Source organism: Actinacidiphila epipremni (assembly GCF_012034175.1).
In the GTDB taxonomy this organism is placed as follows: Bacteria; Actinomycetota; Actinomycetes; order Streptomycetales; family Streptomycetaceae; genus Actinacidiphila; species Actinacidiphila epipremni.
The window spans coordinates 29,059-52,857 of record NZ_JAATEJ010000005.1; the positions used below are offsets into that span (position 1 = coordinate 29,059).

Here is a 23,799-nt window from a genome sequence, read left to right on the forward strand (position 1 = left end):
CGTCGACCAGGTGGACCCGCGGGGTCCGGGGCGGCTACGCCTGGCGCACCACGGTGAACGGGTAGCTCACGGTGCCCGATGCGGTCGGCGCGACGACCTCGCCGCGCAGCGTCTCGGCCTCGGTCGTGCCGGCCGCGCAGCTGACGGACATGACCCGGTAGGTCTCGGTGTCCACGCCGGTGGCGGGACCGGTGATGGTGTCGGCGTTGTTCCACTCCACGCCGCCGCCCGTGACCTCGTAGGTGCCGCGGCCGGCGCCCTGCCAGCCCTCCACCGTCCAGTTGGTCTCGACGGACTGCGGCGCCGCGAAGGTCACCGCGAGGGTGTCGCCGGGGGCGTTGTCGAAGGTGCCCTCGAAGGTGCCGGAGTAGTCGGCGGCCGAGGCACCGCAGGCGGCCTGGGCCTGCGCCGGGTCGGCGGCGACGGCCGGGCCGGCGGTCAGCAGCGCGGCGCTGAGCGGGGCGGCGGCGCACAGCAGCGACAGCGCGAGTCGTCGGTTTGCCATCATGGAAGAACGCCTTTCTGCAGGAATGCTCATGGCTGTGGGGGGGTTGGCGCGGATACGGGGGTGTGCCCCGGAGTACGCGACGGGCGGAGCCGGCTGCGGCTAGGCGCGCTGGAGCACGAAGGGGATCTGCGCGTCGCCGGAGTCGACGAGGCCGGCGATCGAGGTGACCCGGCTGCCGCCGCCCTCGCACTGGACCTGAACGCTCTGGTAGACCTCGGAGTCCACGCCGGTGAGCGGCCCGGAGACGGTGCCGGAGTTCGTCCACTGCACGCTGCCAGGGCCGACGTCGAACTTGCCCTTGCCCTCGCCCTGCCAGCCCTGCACGCTCCACCGCGTCAGGACCGCGTCGGGCTCGGCGAACTGCACCCGGAGGGTGTCGCCCGACTCGTTGTCGAAGACGCCCAGGAAGGTGCCGGCGTAGTCGGCGGCCGAGGCGCCGCAGGCGGCTTCGGCCTGCGCCGGGTCGGCGGCGACGGCCGGGCCGGCGGTCAGCAGCGCGGCGCTGATCGGGGCGGCGGCGCACAGCAGCGACAGCGCGAGCCGTCGATTTGCCATCATGAAAAAACGCCTTTCTTTCAAATTGCCCATGCGAATGGGCGGGGGTGCGCGCACCGCCGCTCGCATCGGAAATGTGAACGACGCACGCGAATTCGACAGAACTCTATCGCGGCCCGCACCGGCCGGGCCCGGCGAATCCGTAGCCCATTGGAATGAATCAAAAGGCCACCTCATCCGCTCAACCGCTTTTAGGGTATCGGCATGGAATTTCCCGCCGCCGAATACGCGCTCCGCCGGGCGGCCCATTCAGGAAAACCGTTTCAGCCCTTGACGCCGACGAGTACGCAGCTGTCGCCCACCTGCCAGACGGGGGTGACGTCGTGGAAGCCAGCCCGGCGCATCAGCCGGGCGTGGTCGTCGGCGGTGAGGTGCCAGCGGGCCGAGTGGCCGCGGCCGGCCTTCTCCCGCAGTTCCCGCTGGGCGAAGAGCGGGGCGAGCAGTGGATCCTTCGCCGCCGCCCGCCACCATGCGTGCCAGTCCTCGGCCGTCCGGCCGCCGGACCGCTCCGACCGCTCGGCCCGGCACCGCCCCACGTGCGCGGTCAGCCGCGAGCAGGAGGCCGAACGGGGCGGGAAGTGGTCGCCGTTGACCACGACACCGCCGGGGCGGAGCAGCCCGGCCAGCTGCCGGTAGGTGCGCAGCAGGGCCGGCTCGGACAGGTAGTGCAGCGCGGTCGTGGACACCGCCGCGTCCAGCGGGCCGGCCAGGTCGAGCGCGTCGGTCCACCCGTGCTCGCCGATGACCGCGTCCACGTAGCGGGCGGCGGCGCCGTTGTGCGCGCGGCCGAGCGCGAGCAGCACCGGGTCCATGTCCACGGCCACGATGTCCGCGGCCGGCATCCTGGCGGCGAGCCGGACGGCGAGCGAGCCGGGTCCGCATCCCAGGTCCAGCAGCAGCGGCGCCGGCCGGCCGGCGACGACATGCTCGACGACGTCGGCGATGACGGTGAAGCGTTCCTCCCGGTCCACCGCGTAGTGCTGCTGCTGGCGTTCCCAGCGCTCCACCCACGCCTTGGCCGCGACCGTGCTCACACCCATGGCAGATGGCCACCTCTTTCGCTCGTGACCCCGCGCGGGTCAGGAACGAATCTACATCCGGAAACGGTTTTCATTGCAACTCAGCTCAGCGTGGCGAGCACGCCGGCGAGCCGCTCGACCTCCTCTTCCGTGTTGTACACGTGCAGGCTGACCCGGACCACCGCGCGGTCGTCCGCGCCCGACTGGCACAGGCTGTCGGCACGCACCATGAACCCGTGGCTGAACAGGACGAACCCCAGGTCGTCGGAGGGGATGCCGCGGTGCCGCAGCGAGACGATGCCGCGCCGGCGCTGCTGCGGCGGCAGCGCGGTGTCGGCGCCCAGGCTCGCCTGGCAGCCGAGGATCTCGTACGCCGGCAGGTGCCGCAGCCGGTCCGTGAGCCGGGTCGCCAGCGCGGTGGTCCAGTCGGCGATGCGCTCGGGGCCGGCCGCGTCGAGCCAGTCCAGGGCAGCCGCAAGCGACGCGATGCCGACCGTGTTGGGGGTGCCCGGCCAGCCGCCGGGGCGCAGGGCGGGCCCGCGGGCGCCGCGCGCCCAGATCGCCCCGGTGCCGGGCAGCGCGAGTGCCTTGTGGCCGGAGAAGACCACGAAGTCGACGTCCAGGCCGCCGGGGCCGAGCCGGATCGGCTGGTGCCCGACGCTTTGCGCGGCGTCCAGGCAGATGGGCACGTCGGGGCCGACCGCGGCGCGGATGCGCTGGACGTTCATGTCGCCGCCGTAGACGTGGTGGACGTGCGTGGCCGCGACGAACCGGGTGCGCGGCCCCACCAGGGCGGCAAGGGCCCGGTGGTCGTAGTCGAAGGACTCCGCCTGCACGGGCAGCGCCCGCACCTGTACCCGCACGCCGCGGGCGGCGAGCAGCGCCTGCGCCTCCCGCCAGGGGTCGAGGTTGGCGCGGTGGTCGGTGAAGGGCACGAAGATCTCGTCGCCGTCGGCCAGGTGGGTGGTGAGCCAGTCGCGGGCGATGATCCGCAGGCCCTCCGTCGTACCGCTGGTGAAGTGCACGGAGGAGCGGTCGGGGTCGGGGTCGCCGAGGAAGTCCTTGACGCGGCGGCGGGTGCGTTCCACCATCCGGGTCGTCTCGTTGGCCCACGGGTAGGTGCCGCGCCCGGCGTTCGCGTTGGTGGTGGTCAGGTACGCGTGCACGGCGTCCAGGACCGCCTGCGGCTTCTGCGAGGTGGCGGCGCTGTCGAGGTAGGCCAGGCCGGGGTGGCCGGTCACGATGGGGAACTGCCGCCGCAGGTCCCGCTGCCAGCCGGCGAGCTCGTCCTCTTCCTCCCGCCGGCCGCCCGGTGCGGGCTCGGCGGCGCTCACTCGTGCACCAGGGGCGCGCCCGCGTCGCGCCAGCCGACGATGCCGCCGGCGAGGCTGCGGACGTCCGGATGGCCCATGCGGGTGAGCAGGGCGGCATACCGTACGGACTTCTCGCCGACCGGGCAGGCCAGCAGCACCGGCCGGCTCTTGCTGAACGGCAGGCCGCCGCGCAGCAGTTCGTCGAAGAGCTCGTCGACGATGTTCACCGAGCCCTCGATGTGCAGGGCGGCGTAGGCGTGCGGGCCGCGCAGGTCCACCACGAGCGGCCGGGACTCCGCGCCGCCCAGCCACTCCCGGGCCTCCGCCACCTCGACGACCTTCACCGGCTCTCGCGGCGGTACGTCGTCGGGCGAGGTGAGGGGCGCGGCGGCGCGGGTGGCGGCGCCCAGCAGCTCCGGGCGCCGGGCACGCACGTAGCTGAGATAGCTCTCCGCCCGGTCGCAGACGATGAAGACGGCCGCCCGGCGCTCGTCGCCGCCGAGTCCGGCGTCCACCCGGCGCAGCCGGCGTACCGCGCCGTGGTAGGCGGCGCCGCCGGTCGGCCCGGACAGGATGCCGCAGCGGCGGATGAGGGTGAGCATCCCGTCGATGGCCTCCTGGGAGGTCACCGGCTCGATGGTGTCGTAGGTCCCGGGGTCGAACAGGCCCACCTGGTGGACCTCGTCGATGGTGCGGATGCCGGGGATGAAGTCGGACTTGTCGGCGACCAGGCCCAGCACCTTTACCGACGGGTCCTGGGCGCGCAGCACCTTGGCCACGCCGGTGGAGGAGCCGGCGGTCCCGACGCAGGCCACGAACCAGTCCGGCGCCTTCCCGTCCAGGTCCGCGACGATCTCCGGACCCGTGCCGGCGGCATGCGCCTCCACGTTGAGCGGGTTGTAGTACTGGTCGGTGTGCAGATAGCTGCCGCCGGGCTCGGACAGCGCCTGGTGGAAGCGGGTGAGCGGGTCCTCGGTGTCGGTCGGGTCCAGGCACTCGCTGCGGCCGGGCAGTTCCTCGATCTCCGCGCCGAGCAGCAGGAGCAGCTCCTTGACCTCGGGCACCCGCATGCGGTTGGTGACGCTCTTGAAGCCCAGCCCGTGCATACCGGCCAGCAGCGCCAGGGCCTTGGCGGTGTTGCCGCTGGAGAGCTCGACCACCGTTCCCCGGCCGGTCGCGGCGGCCTCGGCGAGCAGCGGGCGCGCCATGTGCCAGGCCGGCCGGTCCTTGACCGAGCCGAAGGGGTTGAGCATCTCCAGCTTGGCGTACAGGTCGATGTGCCGCAGGCCGTGCACCGCCGGATCGATGCGCACCAGCGGGGTGTTGCCGATGGCCTCGGTGATGCTGTCGTACCTCACGCCCGCTCCCCTTCCGGCCGCCGCTCGCGCTCCTGCTGCGGTGCCCCGTCCTCGTCCGTGCCGCCCGCCGGCCAGTAGTCCTCGTCCGGGCACCACCGCCAGCCGTCGCCGTGCCGCCGGACCGCGACGGTGCGGGCGGCCGGCTGCATCTGCGCCCGGTGGGCGCGGAAGTCCATCGCGTAGCCGGCGGTGTTGACGAAGGCCAGCAGGTCGCCCGGGCGGGGCAGGCGCGGCAGGAAGACCTTGCGGCGGGTCAGCAGATCGGCCTCCAGGCACAGATTGCCGGCCAGGTACACCCCCGCGGGCTCGCCCGGCGGCGCTCCGCCGGGCCCGCGCGGCACCAGCACCGGGTCCACCAGGACGCCGTGCTCCTCCAGGCTGATGTCGCCGGCGTTGGCCGCGAGCCGCACGATGCGCTCGCCGTCGCCGCCGGGGGCCGGGCGCACCTCCACCACGCGGGCCAGCGACAGCCCGCACTGGTCGACCAGGGCGCGGCCCGGCTCGGTGTGCAGCTCGTGCAGGTGCTCCAGCAGCAAGGTGGCCGCCGGGCGGCCGAACGACGGGGCGGTGTGCCGCAGCAGCTCGTCGAGGTAGGCCGGTCCCGAGACGGCGCGATGTGCGGGGTAGAGCGCGGCGGCGCCGCGCACGGTGCCGTTCTCGTGCCGCAGCCCGTACCCGTGGCCGCGCCAGGTGAGCGGCGGCCTCGCGCCTCTGACGGCGTCGGTGAGCGCGGTCGTCCAGCGGTCCCACTCCCCCGCGTCCTCGACGTAGCCGACGCCGAAGCCGCCGCCGACGTCGACCGCGCGGGGGTGCAGGCCGTGGGCGAGGCAGGAGTCCATCACCTCCACGCAGCGTTCGAGCGCCCGCACCTTCTCGTCCAGGCCCACGGTGTCCAGGTGGTAGCCGATCCCGGTCAGCTCCACCGCGTCGCGGTGCCGTGCCGCGGCGGCCACCAGGGCGTCCGCCTCGCCGGCCGGGGTGCCGAAGCGGCTGCGCCGGGCGAGCAGCCGTACGCCGCCGGCGGAGCCGCGGCCCTCCTCGAACGCGCTCAGCCGCAGCACGACCGGCACCGGAGCGAAGCCGCAGGTGCGCACCAGCGCGGCCAGGCGCTCCAGCTCGCCCGGCGAGTCGATGTTGACGGTCGCGCCGACCCGGGCGGCGAGCCACCGGAACCGCGCGTCCTTGGGGCCGGTGGCCATGATCCTGTCGGCGGTGAACCCGCACCCCAGCGCGTGCGACAGCTCCGCGACGGAGGCGACGTCCGCGCCGATCCGCGGCCCGGCCGCCGCCAGTTCGCGCAGCAGCGCGCTGGAACGATTCGCCTTGTGCGCGAAGTACACCCGGCCGCCGAGGCGGTGGCGGCGGTAGACCGCGAGGAAGGCGCCGGCGTTGTCCACCGCGCGCTGCGGGGCGAGGACGTTGAGCGGGGAACCGAGGCCGTCGGCCAGGGAGTGCAGCAGGGCCCCGTCCGCCAGCAGCGAGGCGAGCGGCTCCTCGGCCCGCGGCCTGAGGTAGAGCGGCTGGACCAAGGCCGGTAGCTCCTTCCGCGCGGCGGACGGGCGGGCGGCGGTACCGCCGCGCCCGTCAACGCCAATTGGAAACGAATATCACAACAACATGATCACGCAGGTGACAGCCTGTCAAGAGCCGCCCCCTGGAGCGGCCTTGGCGCCGGGGCGGGCACGCACCGGACATCCGTCCATTCACATAGTCATGGAAACCATGTTCAATTACCGTGCGATGTGGACCACTCCCAGCACCAGCGGAGGTAAGCGCGCCATGCACGACCCACCAGTCGCCGGGCCGCCGCCGGCCTGGCGCGCGACCCGGCAGCGCAACGCCGTACTGCGCACCCTGGGCGACCGCCCCGGCTTCACCTCCGCGCGCGAACTGCACGACGCGCTGGCGAAGGACGGCTCGACGGCCGGGCTGACCACGGTCTACCGCACCTTGCAGACCCTGGAGCGGCGCGGCCTCGTCGACGTCGTACGGGACAGGTCCGGCGAGCGGCTCTACCGCCTGCGCCCCTCGGACGGGCACCGCCACTACCTGGTCTGCCGGCACTGCGGCCTCAGCCTGGCCCTGGACTCCGACGCGGTGGAGCAGTGGGCGGGCGCGGTGGCCGCCGCCACCGGGTTCGCCGAGCTCGAGCACACCGTGGAGCTCACCGGGGTCTGCCGGGACTGCCGGCCGCCGGCCGGCCGGTGAGCACCCGGCGGGCAGGCGGCGCGCACGCGGCGAGCGCCGGCGAGTGCATCAAGTCTTGGCAACGATTTTCATATCAGCGGGTTCTGGTATGGTCGTGACATTCATTTTCATCTAACGTGATCGCTGCCCGGCCCCACCACGGCCGGGCCCGCACGTGAAGAGTTCCGTACCGAGTCCGTCGTGGAGGACCCATGCACTCGTCCCCGTCCCGCAGCCTGGCGCTCATCGTCGGCGCCGGCGCGTCCTTGGCCCTTGTGGCAGGCTGCGGCAGTTCGTCGGACTCCGGAAGCGACGACGGCTCCCCGTCGGCCTCGTCCTCGGCCTCGTCGCCGGCTTCCGCCCCCGCGTCCAGGATCGCCGTGGTCGCCTCGACGAACGTCTACGGCGACATCGTCGGGCGGATAGGCGCCGACAAGGTCGACGTCACCTCGATCATCAGCGACCCCGACCAGGACCCGCACTCCTACGAGGCCAACACCCAGAACCAGTTGACCCTGTCCAAGGCGAAGGTCGTGATCGAGAACGGCGGCGGCTACGACGACTTCATCGACCGGATGCTCAAGAGCGGCAACTCCTCCGCCGAGGTGATCAACGCCGTCGAGGTCTCCGGGAAGACCGCCCCGGAGGGCGGCGAACTCAACGAGCACGTCTGGTACGACTTCCCGACCGTCGCCAAGCTCGCCGACAGCATCGCCGCCGCGCTGGGCAAGGCCGACCCGGGCGACGCCGCCGCGTTCACCGCGAACGCCGCGGCCTTCAAGGACCAGCTCGCGCCGCTGGAGGCCAAGGAGGCGCAGATCAAGCAGCAGCACGGCGGCGAGGGCATCGGCATCACCGAGCCCGTACCGCTGTACATGACCGCGGCGAGCGGGCTGGTCAACAAGACGCCCGAGGAGTTCAGCGAGGGCATCGAGGAGGGCAGCGACGTGTCCCCGAAGGTGCTGCAGGAGACCCTCGCCCTCTACAGAGGCAAGCAGGTCAAGGCGCTGGTCTACAACGCGCAGACCTCGGGACCGCAGACGGAGAAGGTCAAGGACGCGGCGAAGGCGGCCGGCATCCCGGTCGTCCCGGTGACCGAGACGCTGCCCGACGGCAAGGACTACCTCGGCTGGATGACGGCGAACGTCGACGCGCTCGCGAGCGCGCTCGCCCAGTGAGACGAGCGGCTGTGGCTCCCGTACCCCAGGCCCGCCGGAGCCAGGACGGCACCTCCGGCGACACCGCGCCGCTGCTCAGCCTGCGCGGCGCCGCCGTGTCCTACGGGCAGCGCCTGGTGTGGCAGGGACTCGATCTGGACCTGCGGCCCGGGGAGTTCCTGGCCGTGCTCGGACCGAACGGGTCGGGCAAGAGCAGCCTGGTCCGCGCCCTGCTGGGGCGGCAGCCGCTGTCCGCCGGCACCCTGACGGTGCTCGGCCGGGCCGCCCACAAGGGCGGCCGGCACATCGGCTACGTGCCGCAGCAGGCCGCGCTGTCCGCGCAGGCGATGGTGCGTGCCCGCGACCTCGTGCGCTTCGGCATGGACGGGCACCGCTTCGGGCCGTGGCGGCGCACCGAGGCGGTACGCCGCCGGGTGGACGACGTCCTCGCCTCGGTGGGGGCGTCGGCCTACGCCGACGTCCCCGTCGGCATGCTCTCCGGCGGCGAGCGGCAGCGCGTACGCATCGGGCAGGCGCTGGCCACCGATCCGCGCATCCTGCTGTGCGACGAGCCGCTGCTGTCCCTGGACCTCAACCACCAGCGCGCCATCACCGAGCTGGTGGACGCCCGGCGCCGCTCCCACGGCACGGGCGTGGTCTTCGTCACCCACGAGATCAACCCGGTGCTCGGCATGGCGGACCGGGTTCTCTACCTGGCCCGGGGCGGTCACCGGATCGGCACACCGGACGAGGTCCTGTCGTCGCAGTCGCTCTCCCAGCTGTACGGCACCCAGGTCGACGTCGTCCGCGTCCGCGGCCGGGTCGTCGTCGTGGGGGCGCCGGACGAGGTGGCCGCGCCCCCGCACCACCCCGGCCATGAGACCACCGGGACCACCGGGTCCCACACGAGCGACGGAGTGCGGCCATGATGCTCGCCGACGGGATCTGGCACCAGATCTTCGCCTTCGACAACTACGGTGAGCTGCTGGCGCTGGTGCGCAACTCGCTCATCGCCGGCGCCGCGCTCGGCCTGGTCGGCGGCCTGGCCGGGGTCTTTGTCACCATGCGCGACCTGCCCTTCGCGGTGCACGGCATCAGCGAGCTGTCCTTCGCGGGCGCGTCGGCCGCGCTGCTGATGGGCGTCAACATCGTGGCCGGCTCGATCGTCGGCTCGCTGCTGGCGGCCGGGGCGATCGGCGTGCTGGGGGCACGGGCCAGGGACCGCAACTCGGTGATCGGCATCCTCATGCCCTTCGGCCTCGGGCTCGGGGTGCTCTTCCTCGCCCTCTACAAGGGCCGGGCGGCCAACAAGTTCGGCCTGCTCACCGGGCAGATCGTCGCCGTCGACACCCCCGAGATGACCTGGCTGCTCGGCACGTCCGCGCTGGTCCTCGTCGTCCTGACGCTCATCTGGCGCCCGCTGTCCTTCGCCAGCGCCGACCCGGACGTCGCCGAGGCGCGGGGCGTACCGGTGCGCGCGCTGTCCTTCGTCTTCATGCTGCTGCTCGGGCTGACCGTGGCCCTGTCGGTGCAGGTGGTCGGCGCGCTGCTCGTCCTCACCCTCATCGTCACCCCGGCGGCGGCTGCCGCCCGCGTCACGGCCTCCCCGATCCTGCTGCCCGTGCTCAGCGTCGTCTTCGCCGTGGCCTCGATCGAGGGCGGCATCCTGCTCGCGCTGGGCAGCAGCGTTCCCATCAGCCCTTACGTGACGACGATCTCGTTCGCCATCTACGTCGGCTGCCGGCTGGTGGGCCGCTACCGGACCCGGCGGTGGGGCAGCCGCGGGGTCGTCCCGCAGCCCGCCTGAGCGGCGACGGGACGGGTGAACGGCCGGGCGGGCCAAGGCAGATGAGACCCATTTTCACATGGTAATGTATGCATATGCCAGACGGTTCGCCTCAGCCGGGGCCGGTCGACGGCAGCAGCCGGAAGGACGCGCTGCTCGCGGCGTCCGAGCTGCTCAAGGCGCTGGCCTCGCCGCTCAGGCTCGGCATCGTCAGCGAACTGGCCGGGGGCGGCCGGCGGGTCCATGAACTCGTCGCCGCCCTCGGCGCCCCCCAGCCCCTGGTCTCCCAGCACCTGCGGGTGCTGCGCGCCGCGCATATCGTCACCGCCCGCCGCGAGGCGCGGGAGATCGAGTACACCCTCACCGACACGCACATCGCGCACATCGTCCTCGACGCGATCCGCCACGCCCAGGAGTAGCGGACGGGCCGCGCCCGCAAGCCCCGCTCAGCCGGCCTTCGCGCAGACCGCGCAGGTGCCGAAGACCTCGACGGTGTGCGACACCTCGACGAAGCCGTGCTCCGCGGCGACGGCGCTCGCCCACTTCTCCACCGCGGGCCCGTCCACCTCGACGGTCCTGCCGCACCGGCGGCACACCAGATGGTGGTGGTGGCCCCGCGAGCAGTGCCGGTAGGCCGACTCCCCGTCCGCGGTCCGCAGCACGTCGACGTCACCGGCCGCCGCCATGGCCTGCAGCGTCCGGTAGACGGTGGTCAGCCCCACGGAGTCGCCGCGCAGCTTGAGCAGGTCGTGCAGTTCCTGCGCGCTGCGGAATTCCCCGGTCTCCCGCAGGACGGCTTCGACGGCCGCACGCTGGCGGGTCGACCGGCTGCGCACCGGCTGCTCGGCGGTACTCATCGAACCTCCCTCACCACGCTCACCACGTGGGCCCCTGGCGTCCGTCCGCGGATATTGTCACATGCGAACTTTACCATATGGAAATGGATCCCACGTGGGAGGAGCGGTCAGGTGGCGAGCTGGCCCGCCATGAGGTCGGCGTACCGGCCGCCGCGGGCGAGGAGTTCGTCGTGGGTCCCGGTCTCGGCCACGTGTCCGTGGTCGAGGACGACGACATGGTCGGCGGCGCGGACGGTGGACAGCCGGTGGGCGATGACGATCAGGGTGCGGTCGCCGCGGACGGCCTGGACGGCCTGCTGGAGCAGGCGCTCGTTGTGGGCGTCGAGGTTGGACGCGGCCTCGTCCAGGACCAGGACCGGGGTGTCGGCGAGCACGGCCCGGGCGATCGCCAGCCGCTGCCGCTGGCCGCCGGACAGCATGGCCCCGCGTTCCCCGACCGGGGTGTCGTAGCCCTGGGGGAGGTCCTGGACGAAGGCGTCGGCGTTCGCGGCGCGGGCGGCCGACCGCAGCTCCTCGTCGGTGGCGTCGGGGCGCGCGAGGCGGAGGTTGTCGGCGACGGTGCCGGCGAAAAGGTAGACGTCCTGCGGGACGACGCCGACCAGCTGCCGCAGCTGGGAGAGCGGGAAGCGGCGCAGCTCGTGGCCGCCGAGGGTGATCCTGCCGCGGTCGGGGTCCCAGAACCGCAGCAGGAGGTTGACGCAGGTGGACTTCCCCGCGCCGGAGTGGCCGACCAGTGCGGTCATCCGCCCGGCGGGGATGTCGAGGTCGAGCCCGTCGAGTGCCGGCCTGCCCTCGTCGCCCGCGGCGCCGGTGCCGGGGTAGGCGAAGCCGACCTGCTCGAAGCGGATGCCGGTCCCGGTCACGTCGAGGGGGCGGCCGGCGGTGTCGGAGACCTGCGCGGGTTCGGCGAGCAGCCGCAGGACACGGCGGGCGCCGGCCCGCAGCGGCGCGAGCGGGCCGGCCATGCCGACGGCGGCGGTCACCGGGGCGAACGCGGCGACGGTCAGGGTGATCGCCATGGTCGCGGAGGTGAAGGGCAGGTCCCCGCGGGCGGTCGCGGCCACGACGGTGAGCAGCACGCCGACGGTGGTGGCGGCGACCAGGCCGTCGGTCGCGGCGGTCTGCAGCCCGGTGACGCGCGCGTGCTCGACACGGCGGCGGCGCAGCGCGGCGGTGCGGGCGGCGATCCGGGCGTACCAGGGCCGTACGTGGTCGAACACGAGCAGTTCGCGCACTCCCTGCACGCCGTCGACGACATCGGCGTTGACCTGGCCGAGGTCGGAGCGCAGCGCGGCGGCGCGTTCGCGTCCGCGGCGGGCCAGCCACAGCGTGAGCGCCGCCGCGGCGAGCATGCCGGCCGCGGCGATCGCGGCCAGCGGCGGGTAGAGCACGCCCAGCACGGCGGTGCTCGCGCCGGCGGTGAGCAGGGCGGCCACTGCGCCGATGCCGAGGTGCGCGAAGAAGCCCTCCAGCGCGTCCACGTCACCCATGACGACGGCGGCCAGGTCGCCCGTGCGGCGGCCCGCGATGACGCGCGGAGCCGAGCGCTCCAGGGCGTCGAACAGCCGCAACCGCAGGTGGGCCTGGCTGCGGAAGGCGAAGGCGTGCCCGAAGTGGCCGAGCATCCAGTTCCCCGCGGCCGAGGCGAGCACCGCGCACGCCATGATCACGACCGCGGTGGTCAGGTCTCCCACCGGGCGTCCGGTGGCGGCGGCGCCGACGGCCCAGCCCAGTGCGCCCGCGCTCGTGATCGCGCCGCCGTGCTCCAGGACGGCGCCGGCCAGCGCCAGGGCGAGGGCGGTGCGCCCGGCGGTGATCTCCCGCAGCACGCGCAGCAGTGGCCGCCGCAGCGGTTCGGTGGCGGCGGTGTCCGGCTCCGCCACGGCGGCGGCTCCGTGGGCGTGGGTGTGGGTGTGGGTCGTGCTCATGCGGCCACCTCCTGGGCTGCGACGAGGCGGGCGTAGGCGCCGTCGCGGGCGAGCAGTTCTCGATGGGTTCCCGCTTCGACGACGCGTCCGGCGTCGAGCACGACGATGCGGTCGGCGCCGCGCACGGTGGACAGCCGGTGGGCGACGACCAGGGTGGTACGGCCGGCGGTGACCCGGTCGAGGGCTGCCTGGATGCCTGCCTCGCTCGTCGCGTCGACCGCGGAGGTGGCCTCGTCCAGGACGAGGACCGGAGCGTCCGCGAGGACGGCGCGGGCGATCGCCAGCCGCTGCCGCTGGCCGCCGGAGAGGTTCTGGCCCCGCTCGCCGAGGACGGTGTCGTAGCCGTGCGGCAGGGCGGTGATGAAGTCGTGGGCGTCGGCGGCCTCGGCCGCTGCCCTGACCTCCTCGGTGGTCGCCCCGGGCCGCGCCATGCGCAGGTTCTCGGCGACGGTGCCGGCGAACAGGTAGGTGTCCTGGGCGACCAGCGCGACCGTCCGGCGCAGCTCGCGCAGCGGCAGGTCGCGTACGTCCACCCCGCCGACGCGGACCGTGCCGGCCTGGGGGTCGGCGAAGCGCAGCAGCAGCGACACCACGGTGGTCTTGCCGGCGCCCGAGGGCCCGACGACCGCCACGGTCTGCCCCGGCTGCACGCTCAGGCCGAAGTCGTCGAGCACCGGGCGGTTCCGGCCCGGGTAGGTGAACCGGACCCGGTCGAACTCGACGCCCGGGGGCAGGGCGGGCCGCGGTCCTTCCTGCCCGGGGGCGGTCCGCTCCGGCGCGGCGATCTCGGCGGTGAGCAGGGCCTGGATACGGGCGGCGGTGGCGTGGGCGGCGTAGCTCGAATGGAACGCGCCGGCCAGGACGCCGATGGGCCGCAGCGCCTCCCGGGTCAGGAACAGCGCCAGGAACATCGTCCCGGCCGCCAGTCCGCCGCCGGCGACCCGTACGGCCGCGGTGGTGCCCGTCGCGGCGAGTCCGCCGGTGATGGCGAGCGCGTAGATCCCGCCGGGCACGAGCGCCACGGCCATCTCCCGGATCCACTGCCGCACCAGCCGGTCGGAGGACTCGGCCAGTGACCGGCGCCGGCGGCCGGCGGCGCCGAAGGTCTTGAGGGTCACCATGCCCTGCACGGTGTCCAGGAACTCCGCGCCGAGACCGATGTAGGCGCCCATCCGCGCCGTGCTCCGGGCGACCAGGGGCCGCTGCCACAGCGGGGGCAGCACCAGCGCCGCTGCCGCGAACGCGGCGACCAGCAGCGCCAGCCATCCGTCCTGGGTGGCCAGCACGGCGATCACGGCGACCGGCGTCAGCAGGCCGGCGACCAGGGTGGGCAGGTATCCGCCGTAGTAGGACTGGAGCGAGTCGATGCCCTCGCTCAACGCCTCGCGCACCTCGCCGGCCCGCGCGCCGGCGGTGTACGCCGGGCCCAGTGCGGCGAGCCGGTCGAAGGCCCGGGCCCGTAACCGCTCCTCGCTGACCTGGCCGGTCAGCTCCGCGGCGACCTCGGCGGCCCACAGCAGCGCGAACCGGACCGCGACCAGCGCGGCGACCCCGGTCACGGCGCCGGCCTGCGCGCCGAGGCCGTCCCCGTGCAGCAGGCCGCGCAGCACCCGGGCCATCAGCACGCCCTGGCCTACGTAGCATCCCGCCACGCCCAGCCGCAGCGCGGTGACCGCGGCGATCCGCGGCCACACCCCGCTCGCCAGCTCCAGCACCGGATTCCTCACCGAAAGCCTCATGGCGCGCATGTTATGACTGACGGTCAGTCGGCACAAGGGGCGCCGGCCCCGCGACCCGTGCCCGACGCGGGCGGGGCCGCCCGGCGCGGCGGCGGCCTGACATGCTGTGGTCGGCAAGCGTCCGCGAACGACCAGTCAGGAGAAGGGTGTGCCCACGACCCCAGCCCGCCGCCGCGGGCAGCCGCGCACCAAGCCGGAGGCCGAGCGCCGCAGGGACCTCCTCGACGCCGGGCTGGCGGTGTTCACCCGGCGCGGTGTCGGCGCCGCGACGGTGGACGACATCGCGAGCGAGGCCGGCGTCGCCAAGGGCACCTTCTACCTCTACTTCTCCTCCAAGGAGCATCTGCTCGCGGCGTTGCAGCGCGATTTCGAGGAGACGCTGGTGGCCCGGGTGGACGCCGCGGTCGCGACGGCGGGGCAGGACTGGGCGGACCGGCTCGACGCGTGGGTCCGGGCCGTCTTCGCCGACCACCCCACCAGCCGGCAGCTCCACGACGTGCTCTACCACCACGCCGTCGACAGCCCGGCCCCGCCCTCCGGCGCCCCCGCCGATCCGCCGCACGACCTGGTCGCGAGCCTCACCCGCCTGCTCACCGCCGGGATCGCCGCCGGCGCGTACGACGTCGAGGAGCCGGAACTGACCGCCCTGCTGCTGTGCAGCGCCCTGCACCGCACCTTCGACCGCGTCTGGCACCGCGCCGACCTCGACGACACGCCCCGCCTGGTCACGGCGGTCGACCGCCTCTTCCACCGGGCCGTCGGCATCCCCGAGACGGTCGCGGGCCGTACCTGACGCGCCGGCGGGCCTCCGGGCGGAGCGGGCCGCGCTCGTGGGCCCCGGCCGGCCGCTCACCGGTCGCCGCCCCGCCGGTCGCGCGCCGGGCCCGGGCGGGCGCGGCCGGGCCGGGGGTCCGGCGCGGTGTCGGTGCGCGCCGGCGTCCGCAGCTCGCACCACTCCCGTACGCGCGACAGGACCGCCTCCCGGAAGGCGCGCCGCTCCTGCTCCCGGGCGCGCCGCCAGGTGGGTACGGGGCGCTCATGGGCCAAGCCCTGCTCGCGCCGGGTGACCTCCGCCAGCACCTGCTCGGTGAACTCCCGTACGACCGCGCGGGCCACCAGGAGCGTGACGGGCCATGGCGCCAGGCACCGGCCGCGCCGGTCCTCGAACACCAGCGGCTCGCGGCGCAGCTGATGCGCGCTCAGCGTCAGCCATGAGGCCACCAGGTCCAGGTCGCGGATCTCCAGCACTCCGGCGTCGGCGATCCGGCCGCGCAGCTTGAGCCGGTTCCTGGGGCGCGCGACGCCCAGCACCAGCGACACCGCCTCGAAGTCGACGCTGCCCCTGACCGCGCGCGAGGCGGCGGCGACGGCGCTCTCCCGGTGCTCGTCCCTGACGAGGTGTGCGACCTCGCGCCAGGGCGCCAGCAGAGTCCGCCGGCCGACCCAGTCCAGCTCCCCGGCGCGGGAGCCGTCGAGGAACCGCACGCGGACCCGGTCGGGCGGGGCGGACCCGTCGGCGTCGACGACCTCCACCCGGCCCAGCGGACCACCGAGCTTCCGGGGCGCGGCACGGTAGGCCCACTCGTCACCGACCCGCACCCCGTCCTCCGCCCTTCACCCCCGCAGGGCAAGCCCTCATCGGCGGTCGCCCCGCGGGGCGTGCCCGAGGCGAATCTACACTCGGAAACGGTTATCATTCCAATGGCGCAGGCCCACTGACACGCCACCAGGGCGCCTTTTCCTCGGCCGGAGCGGAACTTCCCGCCGGGGACTGGGATGATCGGGCCGTGGATCTCCCCCCGTCCGACGGGCACGCCTTCGGCCACACGCACGCGCACGGTCCGGTGCCGCCGGTGTCGCGGCATCTGCGCAAGGTCATCGCCGCGATCCTGGTCCCGTTCGCCGCGGCCGTGGTCGTCGGCCTGGCCGTGCTGTGGCCGGGCGGCGCGCCGAGCCACCCGCGGACCGGGATCGGCTTTGACCAGCAGTCCCGGCACGGCAAGGTCGCCCAGCTGGTCGACGTGTCCTGCAAGGCCGTGGGCTCCGTACCGCCCGCGCCGCCCGGGGGCGGCACGGTGAGCGACGCCTGCCAGAAGGCGACGATCGAGGTCACGTCGGGCCCCGACAAGGGCACCACGTTCACCGAGATCGTCCACCCGGACGAGACGCGGCGCTTCACGAAGGGGCAGGGCCTGGTCCTGGCCTACGCGCCCAACGCCCCGCCCGGCCTGCGGTATTCGGTCAGCGACGTCGATCGCGGCTTCCCGATGACCGTCCTGGCGGTGGCCTTCGCCGCGGTGGTGGTGCTCGTCGGCCGGCTGCGCGGGGTGACGGCGCTGATCGCGCTGGTGGTGTCGTTCGCCGTGCTGACCCTGTTCATCCTCCCGGCGATCCTGCGCGGCCACAATCCGCTGCTGGTCGCGGTCGTCGGCGGCTCGGCGATCCTGCTGGCGTCGCTGTACCTGTGCCACGGGCTGAACGCGCGTACGTCCGTCGCCGTCATCGGCACCCTGTGCTCCCTCTTCCTGATCGCCCTGCTCGGCTCGGGCTTCATCTCCTGGTCCCACCTGACCGGCAACACCTCCGACGAGACCGGCGTCGTCCACACGCTCTACCCGGACATCCAGCTCAAGGGCCTGCTGCTGGCCGGCATCGTCATCGGCTCGCTCGGGGTGCTCAACGACGTCACCGTCACCCAGACCTCGGCCGTATGGGAGCTGAAGGACGCCGACCCCGGCGCGAACTGGCGCACGCTCTACGCCGCCGGGATGCGGATCGGCCGCGACCACATCGCCTCCGCCGTCAACACCCTGGTGATGGCGTACGCGGGGGCCGCCCTGCCGCTGCTGCTGCTGTTCTCCATCGCCCGGGCCGGCGTCGGGCAGGTCGCCGGCAGCGAACTGGTCGCCGAGGAGATCGTCCGCACCCTCGTCGGCAGCATCGGCCTGGTCGCCTCCGTCCCCCTGACCACCCTGCTCGCCGCGCTCGTCGTCAACGCCGACCGGCGGCCGTCGGGAGCGGCCGGCACGTCCCGGCCCCGCGGGGGCAGCCACCGCCACCGCAAATAGCCGGCAGCCCGCGGCCGTCCGTCAGCCGCGCCGGCGGACGCGGCCGGGTGGCGGCGGGTGCGGGAACCGGACGGTGACGCACAGGCCGCCTTCGGGGGGTGCGCCGGTGGTGAGGCCGGCGTCGTGGGCCCGGGCGACGGCGGCGACGATGGCGAGGCCGAGGCCGTAGCCCTCGCGGCGGCCGTTGCGGTCGGGCGCCATTCTCTGGAAGGGGTGGAAGAGCCGCTGGACCTGGTCGCCGGGGACGACCGGCCCGCTGTTGGTCACCGTGAGCATCGCCCGGGTGCCGTCGCTCCGGGTGGTGATCTCCACATGGCCGTGCGGGTGGTTGTGGCGGAGGGCGTTGTCGACGAGGTTGGCGACGAGGCTTTCGACCAGCCCCGGATCCCCGGCCGTCATGGCGGGCGCGAGGTGCTCGGCCAGGTCGATGCCGCTGTCTTTCGCCCGGTCGCGGCGGGAGGCGAGCACTCCTTCGGCGACGTGGGCGAGGTCGAGGGTGTCCCGGCGGGAGATTCCGCGCTCGCTGGTGGCGAGGGCGAGCAGTGCCGTGACGAGCCGCTCCTGGTGCCGGCCGAGGCAGAGGGCTTCCCGGCAGGCCGCGCGCAGGGTGTCGGTGTCGGCGCCGGGGTCGGCGAGGGCGACTTCGAGGAGGGTGCGCAGGCCGGCCAGCGGGGTGCGCAGCTCGTGGGAGGCGTTGGCGACGAAGTGGCGCTGGGCGTCGAAGGAGGCTTGGAGGCGGGCGAACAGGTCGTCGAGGGTGTGGCCGAGCTCGGTCAGCTCGTCCGTGGGCCCGCCGAGGTCGAGGCGCCGGTGGAGGTCGCCGGCCGAGATGCTCCTGGCGGTCGCGGTGATGGCGCGCAAGGGCCGCAGGAACCGGCCGGCGACGAGCCAGCCGAGCGCCAGGGCGACGGGCACCAGCACGACCAGGGCGACGGCGGATCCGGTGAGGAGGTGGGGCAGGCCGACGCCGTGCACGGTTCCGCCGGTCGTACTCGACGCGGAACGGCCCACGGGTGCGGCGGCATCGACGCCCGCGAGCGGGACGGCGACGAGGACGAGGGCGAGGACCCCGGCGGCGTAGACGCCTGCCGCGTAGGCGAGCGCGAGCCGGGTCTGCAACGATCTTCCGGCGAGCCGCCCGGGGGTCATGACGAGCCGATGCGGTAGCCGCCCTCGCGGACGGTCTCGATCACGGGTGGCTCGCCGAGCTTGGCCCGCAGCCGGTGCATGGTGTGCTTGACGGCGCTGCTGAAGGGGTCGGCGGCCGAGTCCCAGGCGCGTTCGAGCAGTTCCTCGGCGGAGACGACGACGCCGGGTGCGGCGAGCAGGCATTCGAGCAGGGCGAACTCCTTGGGGCTCAGCTCCAGGCGCCGCCCGGCGCGCAGCGCGATACGGCGGGCCGGATCGAGGGCGATGTCCCCGCATGCCAGGGTGGGCGGCAGCGGCGGGGTCGCGCGGCGGGCCAGGGCACGGACGCGGGCGACCAGTTCGGCGAACGCGAACGGCTTGGGCAGGTAGTCGTCGGCGCCGAGGCCGAGCCCGGCGACGCGGTCCTCGATCGTGCCGGAGGCGGTGAGCATCAGGACCCGGACGGCGCTGCGGCCGTGGGCGAGTTGCCGGCAGATGTCGTCGCCGTGGACGCCGGGCAGGTCCCGGTCGAGGATCACCACGTCGTAGCGGGTGACGGCGAGGTGGTCCAGGGCGGCGGTTCCGTCCAGGACGACATCGACGGCCATGCCCTCGTGGCGCAGCCCGGTTCCGAGGGAGCGGGCGAGGATCTCGAAGTCCTCGACGACGAGGACCCTCACCGCCCCTCGCCGCCGGTCGCCGTGCGGGCGGGGCGGCCGAACCGGCCCCCGGGTCGAGGTGGCATGCGTCCACGATGCCAGACGCCAGGTCGCAGCCGGGTCGCAGCCGATGCGACCGGGCGGGAACCGGGTGCCGCGTACAACCGGCGGCATGAGTGCATGTCGAACTGTGAGGTGGCGGCGATGAGTACCCCGGGGATCGTGGTCGCGGGACTGCGCAAGAGATACGGGGGGACCCTGGCCCTCGACGGCCTGTCCTTCACCGTCCGCCCGGGGGTGGTGACCGGTCTCGTGGGGCCGAACGGGGCCGGGAAGTCCACCGCGATGCGGGTGATCCTCGGCCTGGACGCGGTCGACGAGGGCACCGCGCTCATCGGGGGCACGCCGTACCGCAGCCTGCGGCGCCCGCTGAGCCACGTCGGTTCGCTGCTGGACGCCGCGGCGCTGCACCCCGCCCGCAGCGGGCGGGGCCACCTGCTGTGGCTGGCGCACGCGCAGGGCCTGGCGGCGCGGCGGGTGGACCAGGTGATCGAGCAGGTCGGCCTGGCCCCGGCGGCCCGGCGCAAGGCCGGCGGCTACTCGCTCGGCATGCGGCAGCGGCTGGGGATCGCCGCGGCCCTGCTGGGCGACCCGCCGATCATCATGCTCGACGAGCCGTTCAACGGCATGGACCCCGACGGCATCGTCTGGATGCGCGGATTCCTGCGGTCGTCGGCCGCTCAGGGGCGCGCCGTGCTGGTCTCCAGCCACCTGATGGGCGAGATGCAGGACACCGCCGACCATCTGGTCGTCGTCGGGCGCGGCAGGGCGATCGCCGACGCCGGCATGGCCGACCTGCTCTCGGCCGCCTCACGGAACCGGGTCGCCGTGCGGACCACGGCTGCCGCGCACGCGGCGAGGGTGCTCGCTCACGCCGGCGCGAGCGTGGCGGCGAGCGGCCGGGACACCCTGGCCGTCTCCGGGCTGGCGGCGGAACGGATCGTGGCGCTCCTCACCCGGAGCGCGGTGCCGTTCTCCGAGGTGTCGGCGCACCGTGCCACCCTTGAGGACGTCTATCTGGAACTCACCGGCGGGGCAGCCGAGTTCCGCGCCGCGCCGCCCGCGGAGGTCTCGCGGTGAGCGGCACGGCCGTACGGTCCCGCTCCGGGCGGCGGGCCGGGCGCGACGGCTTCGCCCACGTCCTGCACGCGGAGTGGACCAAGCTGCGGACCGTGCGCGGCTGGGTGGCCGGCATCGTGGCCGCCGGGCTGATGGTCGTGCTGTTCGCCCTGCTCACCGGGGTCAGCAGCGACCAGAAGGGCGCGCCGCCCGTGCCGGTCGGGCCCGGCGGCGAGCCGGTGGCCGACAGCTTCTACTTCGTGCACCGGCCGCTGACCGGGAACGGCAGCATCACCGTCTCCGTCGCCGCGCTCGACAGCAGCGTCCCCCGGGGGCCCGGGGACCTGCGGCCGGGCACCGTACCGTGGGCGAAGGCCGGGCTCGTCATCAAGGAGAGCACCCGGCAGGGATCGCCGTACGCGGCGATCATGGCCACCGGCGGCCACGGCGTCCGGATGCAGGACGGCTACGTCAATGACCACGCCGGCCCCGCCGGCCGGGTCTCCGCCGGGTCCCCGCGCTGGCTGCGGCTGGACCGCTCGGGCGACACGGTCACCGGCTACGCCTCGACGGACGGCACGAGGTGGATCGGGGTGGGCACCGCCCAGGTGCGGGGGCTCGGCTCGACCGTGCAGGGCGGGCTGTTCGTCGCCTCGCCGCCGGTTGTGCAGGGCGGGGGCACCGCCACCAGTGTGTCCACGGCGGCCTTCGGGGATCTCCGCACCCGGGGCGGCTGGGCCGGCGGCGACTGGACGGGCGGTCAGGTGGGGGCCCGCTCCCCCACCTTCGCCGGCTACCCGGAGAACGTCTCGGGTTCGTTCACGGGGGCCGGGGCCGCGTCGGCGGGGTCGGGGGCCGCGTTCACGGTGACCGGTGCCGGCGACATGGCGCCCGCCGTCCGCGACAGCCTGCCGACCGGCGGCGTCCTGCGGGACATCCTCGCCGGTACGTTCGCCGCGCTGATCGCGGTGGTCGTCGTGGGAGCGCGGTTCATCACCGAGGAGTACCGCAGGAAGATGATCCGCCTCACTCTGGCGGCCAGTCCACGGCGGAGCCGGGTCCTGGTGGCCAAGGCGCTCGTGCTGTGGGCCGCGACGTTCGTCGCCGGGTCGGTGGGGACGGCACTCGCGATTCCGCTCGGCGAGCGGCTCGCCCGGGGCCACGGCGTCTACGTCTTCCCCGTGTCGTCCTCGACCGAACTGCGGGTGGCGCTCGGGACCGCGGCGCTGCTCGCGACCGCGGCGGTCCTGGCCCTCGCGGTCGGCGCGGTCCTCCGGCACGGCGCGGGCGCGGTCACCGCGGTCGTCGTGGCCATGGTGCTGCCCTACGTCCTGATCGCCGTCCCGTTCACGCCCGCCGGCCTGTCGAAGGGGGTGGCCGCGGTGACGCCGGGCGCCGCCTTCGCCGTCCAGCAGACGCTTGTGCCGTACGCCCAGGTGGCCGCCAACTACACGCCGTACTACGGCTACTTCCCGCTGCCGCCGTGGGCCGGGTTCGCCGTCCTGGCCGGCTACGCGGTGGCGGGCCTGGCCGTGGCGGCCGTCCTCATCGACCGGAGGGACGCATGAGGCGGGCGCTGCACGCGGAATGGACGAAGATGCGGACGGTCGCCGGCCCGCTGTGGCTGATGCTGGGTGCCGTCGCGGCGACGGTGGCCCTGGGTGCCGGGGCGGCCTCGGTGGCGCACTGCACGGCCGGCGGCTGCGGCGGCGACACGACCAAGCTCGCCCTCATGGGGGTCTATCTCGGTCAGGCGCCGGTCGCCGTCCTGGCGGTGCTGTCCATCAGCGGGGAGTACGGCACGGGCATGATCCGCACCAGCCTGGCGGCGGTGCCGCGGCGGGCCACCGTCCTCGCGGCCAAGGCCCTCACCCTCACCGGCGTCGTGGCCGCCGGCGGTGCGTTCGCCGTCCTCGGGTCGGTGCTCGCCGGGCGGCTCATCCTGCCCGGCGCCGGCGACCGCGCCCTGTCCCTGTCCCACGGGCCGACGCTGCGCGCCGTCGTCGGGACGGTCCTCTACCTGGTCCTGATCGGCCTGCTGAGCCTCGGTGCCGCGACCGCGGTACGGGACTCCGCCGCCGGCATCGGGGTCGTCCTCGGCCTGCTGTACGTCCTGCCGATCGTCTCCCGGACCGTCGGCGACCCGCACTGGCAGCGGCTGCTCCAGAAGACCGCGCCGATGAGCGCCGGACTCGCCGTCCAGGCCACCACCGACCTCGGCAGCCTGCCCCTCAGCCCGTGGGCCGGCCTCGGCGTGACCGCCGGATGGGCCGCCGCGGCCCTGCTGACCGGCGGCCTGCTGCTGCGCGTACGCGACGCCTGAACAACCTCCCCGGCAAGGAAGACACGCTCCCTTCCCGGCCGGAGCCCGGCCCGGGCGCGCGTGGCGCCGGGACCGGGCTCCGGTTCGTACGGGTCGGCACCGGGCCGGGAGCAGGTCCGTACCGGTGGGCGGGTCAGTACGGGTTGGTGAGGAGGTAGTCGTCGTCGTCCGTGACGAGGTTCTGGCCGTTGACGAAGGTGCCGCCGGTGAGCTGGACGTGGAAGTTGGAGAGGTCCGCCGCGTGGATGGTGCCGGTGAGGGTGGCCTCGGAGTTCCAGCACGGTGACGTCGCGCTCTGCCAGGGCGGCGTGCCGTTGCTGACGACGGTCTGGCTCCAGGCGCCGGTGGACCAGTTCTGCGTCGCGTTGTACGCGACCGTCACGTAGACGACGTAGGCGCTCTGCCGGCAGACGTCCAGGGAGTAGCGCGCGTCCTGGCCGCCGGAGTCGAACTGCACCCAGCCGTGGATGCTGCCGACCTGGTAATTGCTGCCGCCGGCCGAGACGTTGGCCACTTCCGTGAAGGGGAGTTGGCTCCCCCAGGCGGCGTGCGCCTGCGTCGGGGTGACCAGCATCGCGCCGGATAACGCGGCGACCGCGGCCACCGTACGGGCGAGACGCCGGCTGATCGCTGTGCTCATCGACGTACCTCCGGTTCGTGCTTGTGGGGGATGTCTACGGTATCCGCCGCATAACTATGCGTCTACGAGATGTTCACAAGCGGAACCCCAGGGTGCTGCTTTCCGGCCACCCGCCCCTCCGGCCACTCCGTTCCCGGGCCGCTCGCCCGTCACGGGACCCGGTGCGCGGCAGAGGCCGGCACCCGGCGGGACAGGTTGCGGACGGGCGGGCGGTGGAGGGGTGGCCGGGCGTGGTGAAGGCGACGGTGCGCGACGTTGACGTCACAGCGTCCGGCGTGGTGCGATGAAGCGCATTTCCGATTCAGCAGCCAGGGGAAGCCGGTCCGAGTCCGGCGCTGACCCGCAACCGTAGGCCCGCCGTGAGGCGGGCGAGCCGGACCACCTGCGCTGAACAGCAAGTCACGATCGCCGTCGAGGACTACGGCACGGACGACCCGGTCGGCGCCCCTGGGCGG

At 74.2% G+C, this 23,799-nt stretch carries 23 protein-coding genes and 1 riboswitch; of the genes, 10 read left to right on the top strand and 13 right to left on the bottom strand.

What is annotated here, in order from left to right; translation table 11 throughout:
• Positions 1-34: 34 nt before the first annotated feature.
• The 6 genes from HCN08_RS08740 to HCN08_RS08765 all read right to left on the bottom strand — a co-directional run bounded on the left by HCN08_RS08740 (position 35) and on the right by HCN08_RS08765 (position 6,282).
• Positions 35-508: a hypothetical protein gene (locus tag HCN08_RS08740; RefSeq protein ID WP_167982365.1), complete on the bottom strand. Its 474-nt coding sequence runs from the start codon at positions 506-508 to the stop codon at positions 35-37.
• A gap of 99 nt (positions 509-607) precedes the next feature.
• Positions 608-1,066, bottom strand: a complete 459-nt coding sequence (locus HCN08_RS08745) for a hypothetical protein (protein WP_167982366.1) — start codon at positions 1,064-1,066, stop codon at positions 608-610.
• A gap of 260 nt (positions 1,067-1,326) precedes the next feature.
• The gene (locus HCN08_RS08750; protein WP_167982367.1) at positions 1,327-2,103 is read right to left on the bottom strand and encodes a class I SAM-dependent methyltransferase; all 777 of its coding nucleotides are present in this window, start codon (positions 2,101-2,103) and stop codon (positions 1,327-1,329) included.
• Between the two features lie 80 nt (positions 2,104-2,183).
• Positions 2,184-3,416 (bottom strand): aminotransferase class V-fold PLP-dependent enzyme, encoded by a 1,233-nt coding sequence (locus HCN08_RS08755; RefSeq protein WP_167982368.1) that lies wholly within the window; start codon positions 3,414-3,416, stop codon positions 2,184-2,186.
• Positions 3,413-4,753 carry a pyridoxal-phosphate dependent enzyme gene (locus HCN08_RS08760; RefSeq protein ID WP_167982369.1) on the bottom strand — a complete coding sequence of 447 codons (1,341 nt, stop codon included), beginning with the start codon at positions 4,751-4,753 and terminating at the stop codon, positions 3,413-3,415. The genes HCN08_RS08755 and HCN08_RS08760 overlap by 4 nt, the downstream gene beginning before the upstream one ends.
• Positions 4,750-6,282 (bottom strand): type III PLP-dependent enzyme domain-containing protein, encoded by a 1,533-nt coding sequence (locus HCN08_RS08765; RefSeq protein WP_167982370.1) that lies wholly within the window; start codon positions 6,280-6,282, stop codon positions 4,750-4,752. Before HCN08_RS08765 ends, HCN08_RS08760 begins: the two co-directional genes overlap by 4 nt.
• Before the next feature lie 250 nt (positions 6,283-6,532).
• Between HCN08_RS08765 and HCN08_RS08770 the strand changes: the two genes are divergently transcribed.
• From HCN08_RS08770 to HCN08_RS08790, 5 genes are all read left to right on the top strand, one after another.
• The gene (locus HCN08_RS08770; RefSeq protein ID WP_167982371.1) at positions 6,533-6,961 is read left to right on the top strand and encodes a Fur family transcriptional regulator; all 429 of its coding nucleotides are present in this window, start codon (positions 6,533-6,535) and stop codon (positions 6,959-6,961) included.
• 191 nt (positions 6,962-7,152) lie between these two features.
• Positions 7,153-8,118, top strand: a complete 966-nt coding sequence (locus HCN08_RS08775; protein WP_167982372.1) for a metal ABC transporter solute-binding protein, Zn/Mn family — start codon at positions 7,153-7,155, stop codon at positions 8,116-8,118.
• Positions 8,119-8,129: 11 nt separating this feature from the next.
• Positions 8,130-9,026 carry a metal ABC transporter ATP-binding protein gene (locus tag HCN08_RS08780; RefSeq protein ID WP_322974329.1) on the top strand — a complete coding sequence of 299 codons (897 nt, stop codon included), beginning with the start codon at positions 8,130-8,132 and terminating at the stop codon, positions 9,024-9,026.
• Complete coding sequence (locus HCN08_RS08785) at positions 9,023-9,904, top strand: metal ABC transporter permease (protein ID WP_167982373.1); 882 nt, start codon at positions 9,023-9,025, stop codon at positions 9,902-9,904. The genes HCN08_RS08780 and HCN08_RS08785 overlap by 4 nt, the downstream gene beginning before the upstream one ends.
• Before the next feature lie 74 nt (positions 9,905-9,978).
• A complete protein-coding gene (locus HCN08_RS08790; RefSeq protein WP_167982374.1) occupies positions 9,979-10,302 on the top strand; it encodes an ArsR/SmtB family transcription factor in 324 nt (107 codons plus the stop codon).
• 27 nt (positions 10,303-10,329) lie between these two features.
• On the opposite strand, the gene HCN08_RS08795 is transcribed toward HCN08_RS08790, so the two are convergent.
• The 3 genes from HCN08_RS08795 to HCN08_RS08805 form a co-directional block, all read right to left on the bottom strand.
• Positions 10,330-10,740 (bottom strand): Fur family transcriptional regulator, encoded by a 411-nt coding sequence (locus HCN08_RS08795; protein WP_167982375.1) that lies wholly within the window; start codon positions 10,738-10,740, stop codon positions 10,330-10,332.
• A 107-nt stretch (positions 10,741-10,847) separates the two neighbouring features.
• Positions 10,848-12,668 (bottom strand): ABC transporter ATP-binding protein, encoded by a 1,821-nt coding sequence (locus tag HCN08_RS08800; RefSeq protein WP_167982376.1) that lies wholly within the window; start codon positions 12,666-12,668, stop codon positions 10,848-10,850.
• A complete protein-coding gene (locus HCN08_RS08805) occupies positions 12,665-14,407 on the bottom strand; it encodes an ABC transporter ATP-binding protein (protein ID WP_167982377.1) in 1,743 nt (580 codons plus the stop codon). The genes HCN08_RS08800 and HCN08_RS08805 overlap by 4 nt, the downstream gene beginning before the upstream one ends.
• Before the next feature lie 148 nt (positions 14,408-14,555).
• On the opposite strand from HCN08_RS08805, the gene HCN08_RS08810 reads away from it, so the two are divergent.
• The gene (locus HCN08_RS08810; protein WP_167982378.1) at positions 14,556-15,200 is read left to right on the top strand and encodes a TetR/AcrR family transcriptional regulator; all 645 of its coding nucleotides are present in this window, start codon (positions 14,556-14,558) and stop codon (positions 15,198-15,200) included.
• A 56-nt stretch (positions 15,201-15,256) separates the two neighbouring features.
• Here the strand turns inward: HCN08_RS08810 and HCN08_RS08815 are convergent, their stop codons facing one another.
• Positions 15,257-16,006 (bottom strand): PE-PGRS family protein, encoded by a 750-nt coding sequence (locus tag HCN08_RS08815; protein WP_167982352.1) that lies wholly within the window; start codon positions 16,004-16,006, stop codon positions 15,257-15,259.
• A gap of 188 nt (positions 16,007-16,194) precedes the next feature.
• Here HCN08_RS08815 and HCN08_RS08820 point away from each other — a divergent pair, with 188 nt between their 5' ends.
• On the top strand, positions 16,195-17,475 hold the full coding sequence (locus HCN08_RS08820) for a YibE/F family protein (RefSeq protein WP_322974330.1): 1,281 nt from the start codon (positions 16,195-16,197) through the stop codon (positions 17,473-17,475).
• Positions 17,476-17,496: 21 nt separating this feature from the next.
• Here the strand turns inward: HCN08_RS08820 and HCN08_RS08825 are convergent, their stop codons facing one another.
• On the bottom strand, positions 17,497-18,624 hold the full coding sequence (locus HCN08_RS08825) for a sensor histidine kinase (RefSeq protein ID WP_167982379.1): 1,128 nt from the start codon (positions 18,622-18,624) through the stop codon (positions 17,497-17,499).
• Entirely contained in the window at positions 18,621-19,283 is a 663-nt protein-coding gene (locus HCN08_RS08830; RefSeq protein ID WP_167982380.1) for a response regulator transcription factor, read from the bottom strand. Before HCN08_RS08830 ends, HCN08_RS08825 begins: the two co-directional genes overlap by 4 nt.
• Positions 19,284-19,466: 183 nt before the next feature.
• Here HCN08_RS08830 and HCN08_RS08835 point away from each other — a divergent pair, with 183 nt between their 5' ends.
• Genes HCN08_RS08835 through HCN08_RS08845 form a run of 3 tightly spaced genes read left to right on the top strand, consistent with a single transcriptional unit; the run spans position 19,467 to position 22,704 of the window.
• Positions 19,467-20,402, top strand: a complete 936-nt coding sequence (locus tag HCN08_RS08835) for an ABC transporter ATP-binding protein (RefSeq protein WP_167982381.1) — start codon at positions 19,467-19,469, stop codon at positions 20,400-20,402.
• Complete coding sequence (locus HCN08_RS08840) at positions 20,399-21,949, top strand: ABC transporter permease subunit (RefSeq protein WP_167982382.1); 1,551 nt, start codon at positions 20,399-20,401, stop codon at positions 21,947-21,949. Before HCN08_RS08835 ends, HCN08_RS08840 begins: the two co-directional genes overlap by 4 nt.
• Positions 21,946-22,704: an ABC-2 transporter permease gene (locus HCN08_RS08845; RefSeq protein ID WP_167982383.1), complete on the top strand. Its 759-nt coding sequence runs from the start codon at positions 21,946-21,948 to the stop codon at positions 22,702-22,704. The genes HCN08_RS08840 and HCN08_RS08845 overlap by 4 nt, the downstream gene beginning before the upstream one ends.
• A gap of 133 nt (positions 22,705-22,837) precedes the next feature.
• Here the strand turns inward: HCN08_RS08845 and HCN08_RS08850 are convergent, their stop codons facing one another.
• A complete protein-coding gene (locus tag HCN08_RS08850) occupies positions 22,838-23,344 on the bottom strand; it encodes a hypothetical protein (protein ID WP_167982384.1) in 507 nt (168 codons plus the stop codon).
• A gap of 256 nt (positions 23,345-23,600) precedes the next feature.
• Positions 23,601-23,748: riboswitch (cobalamin riboswitch) on the top strand.
• Positions 23,749-23,799: the final 51 nt, after the last annotated feature.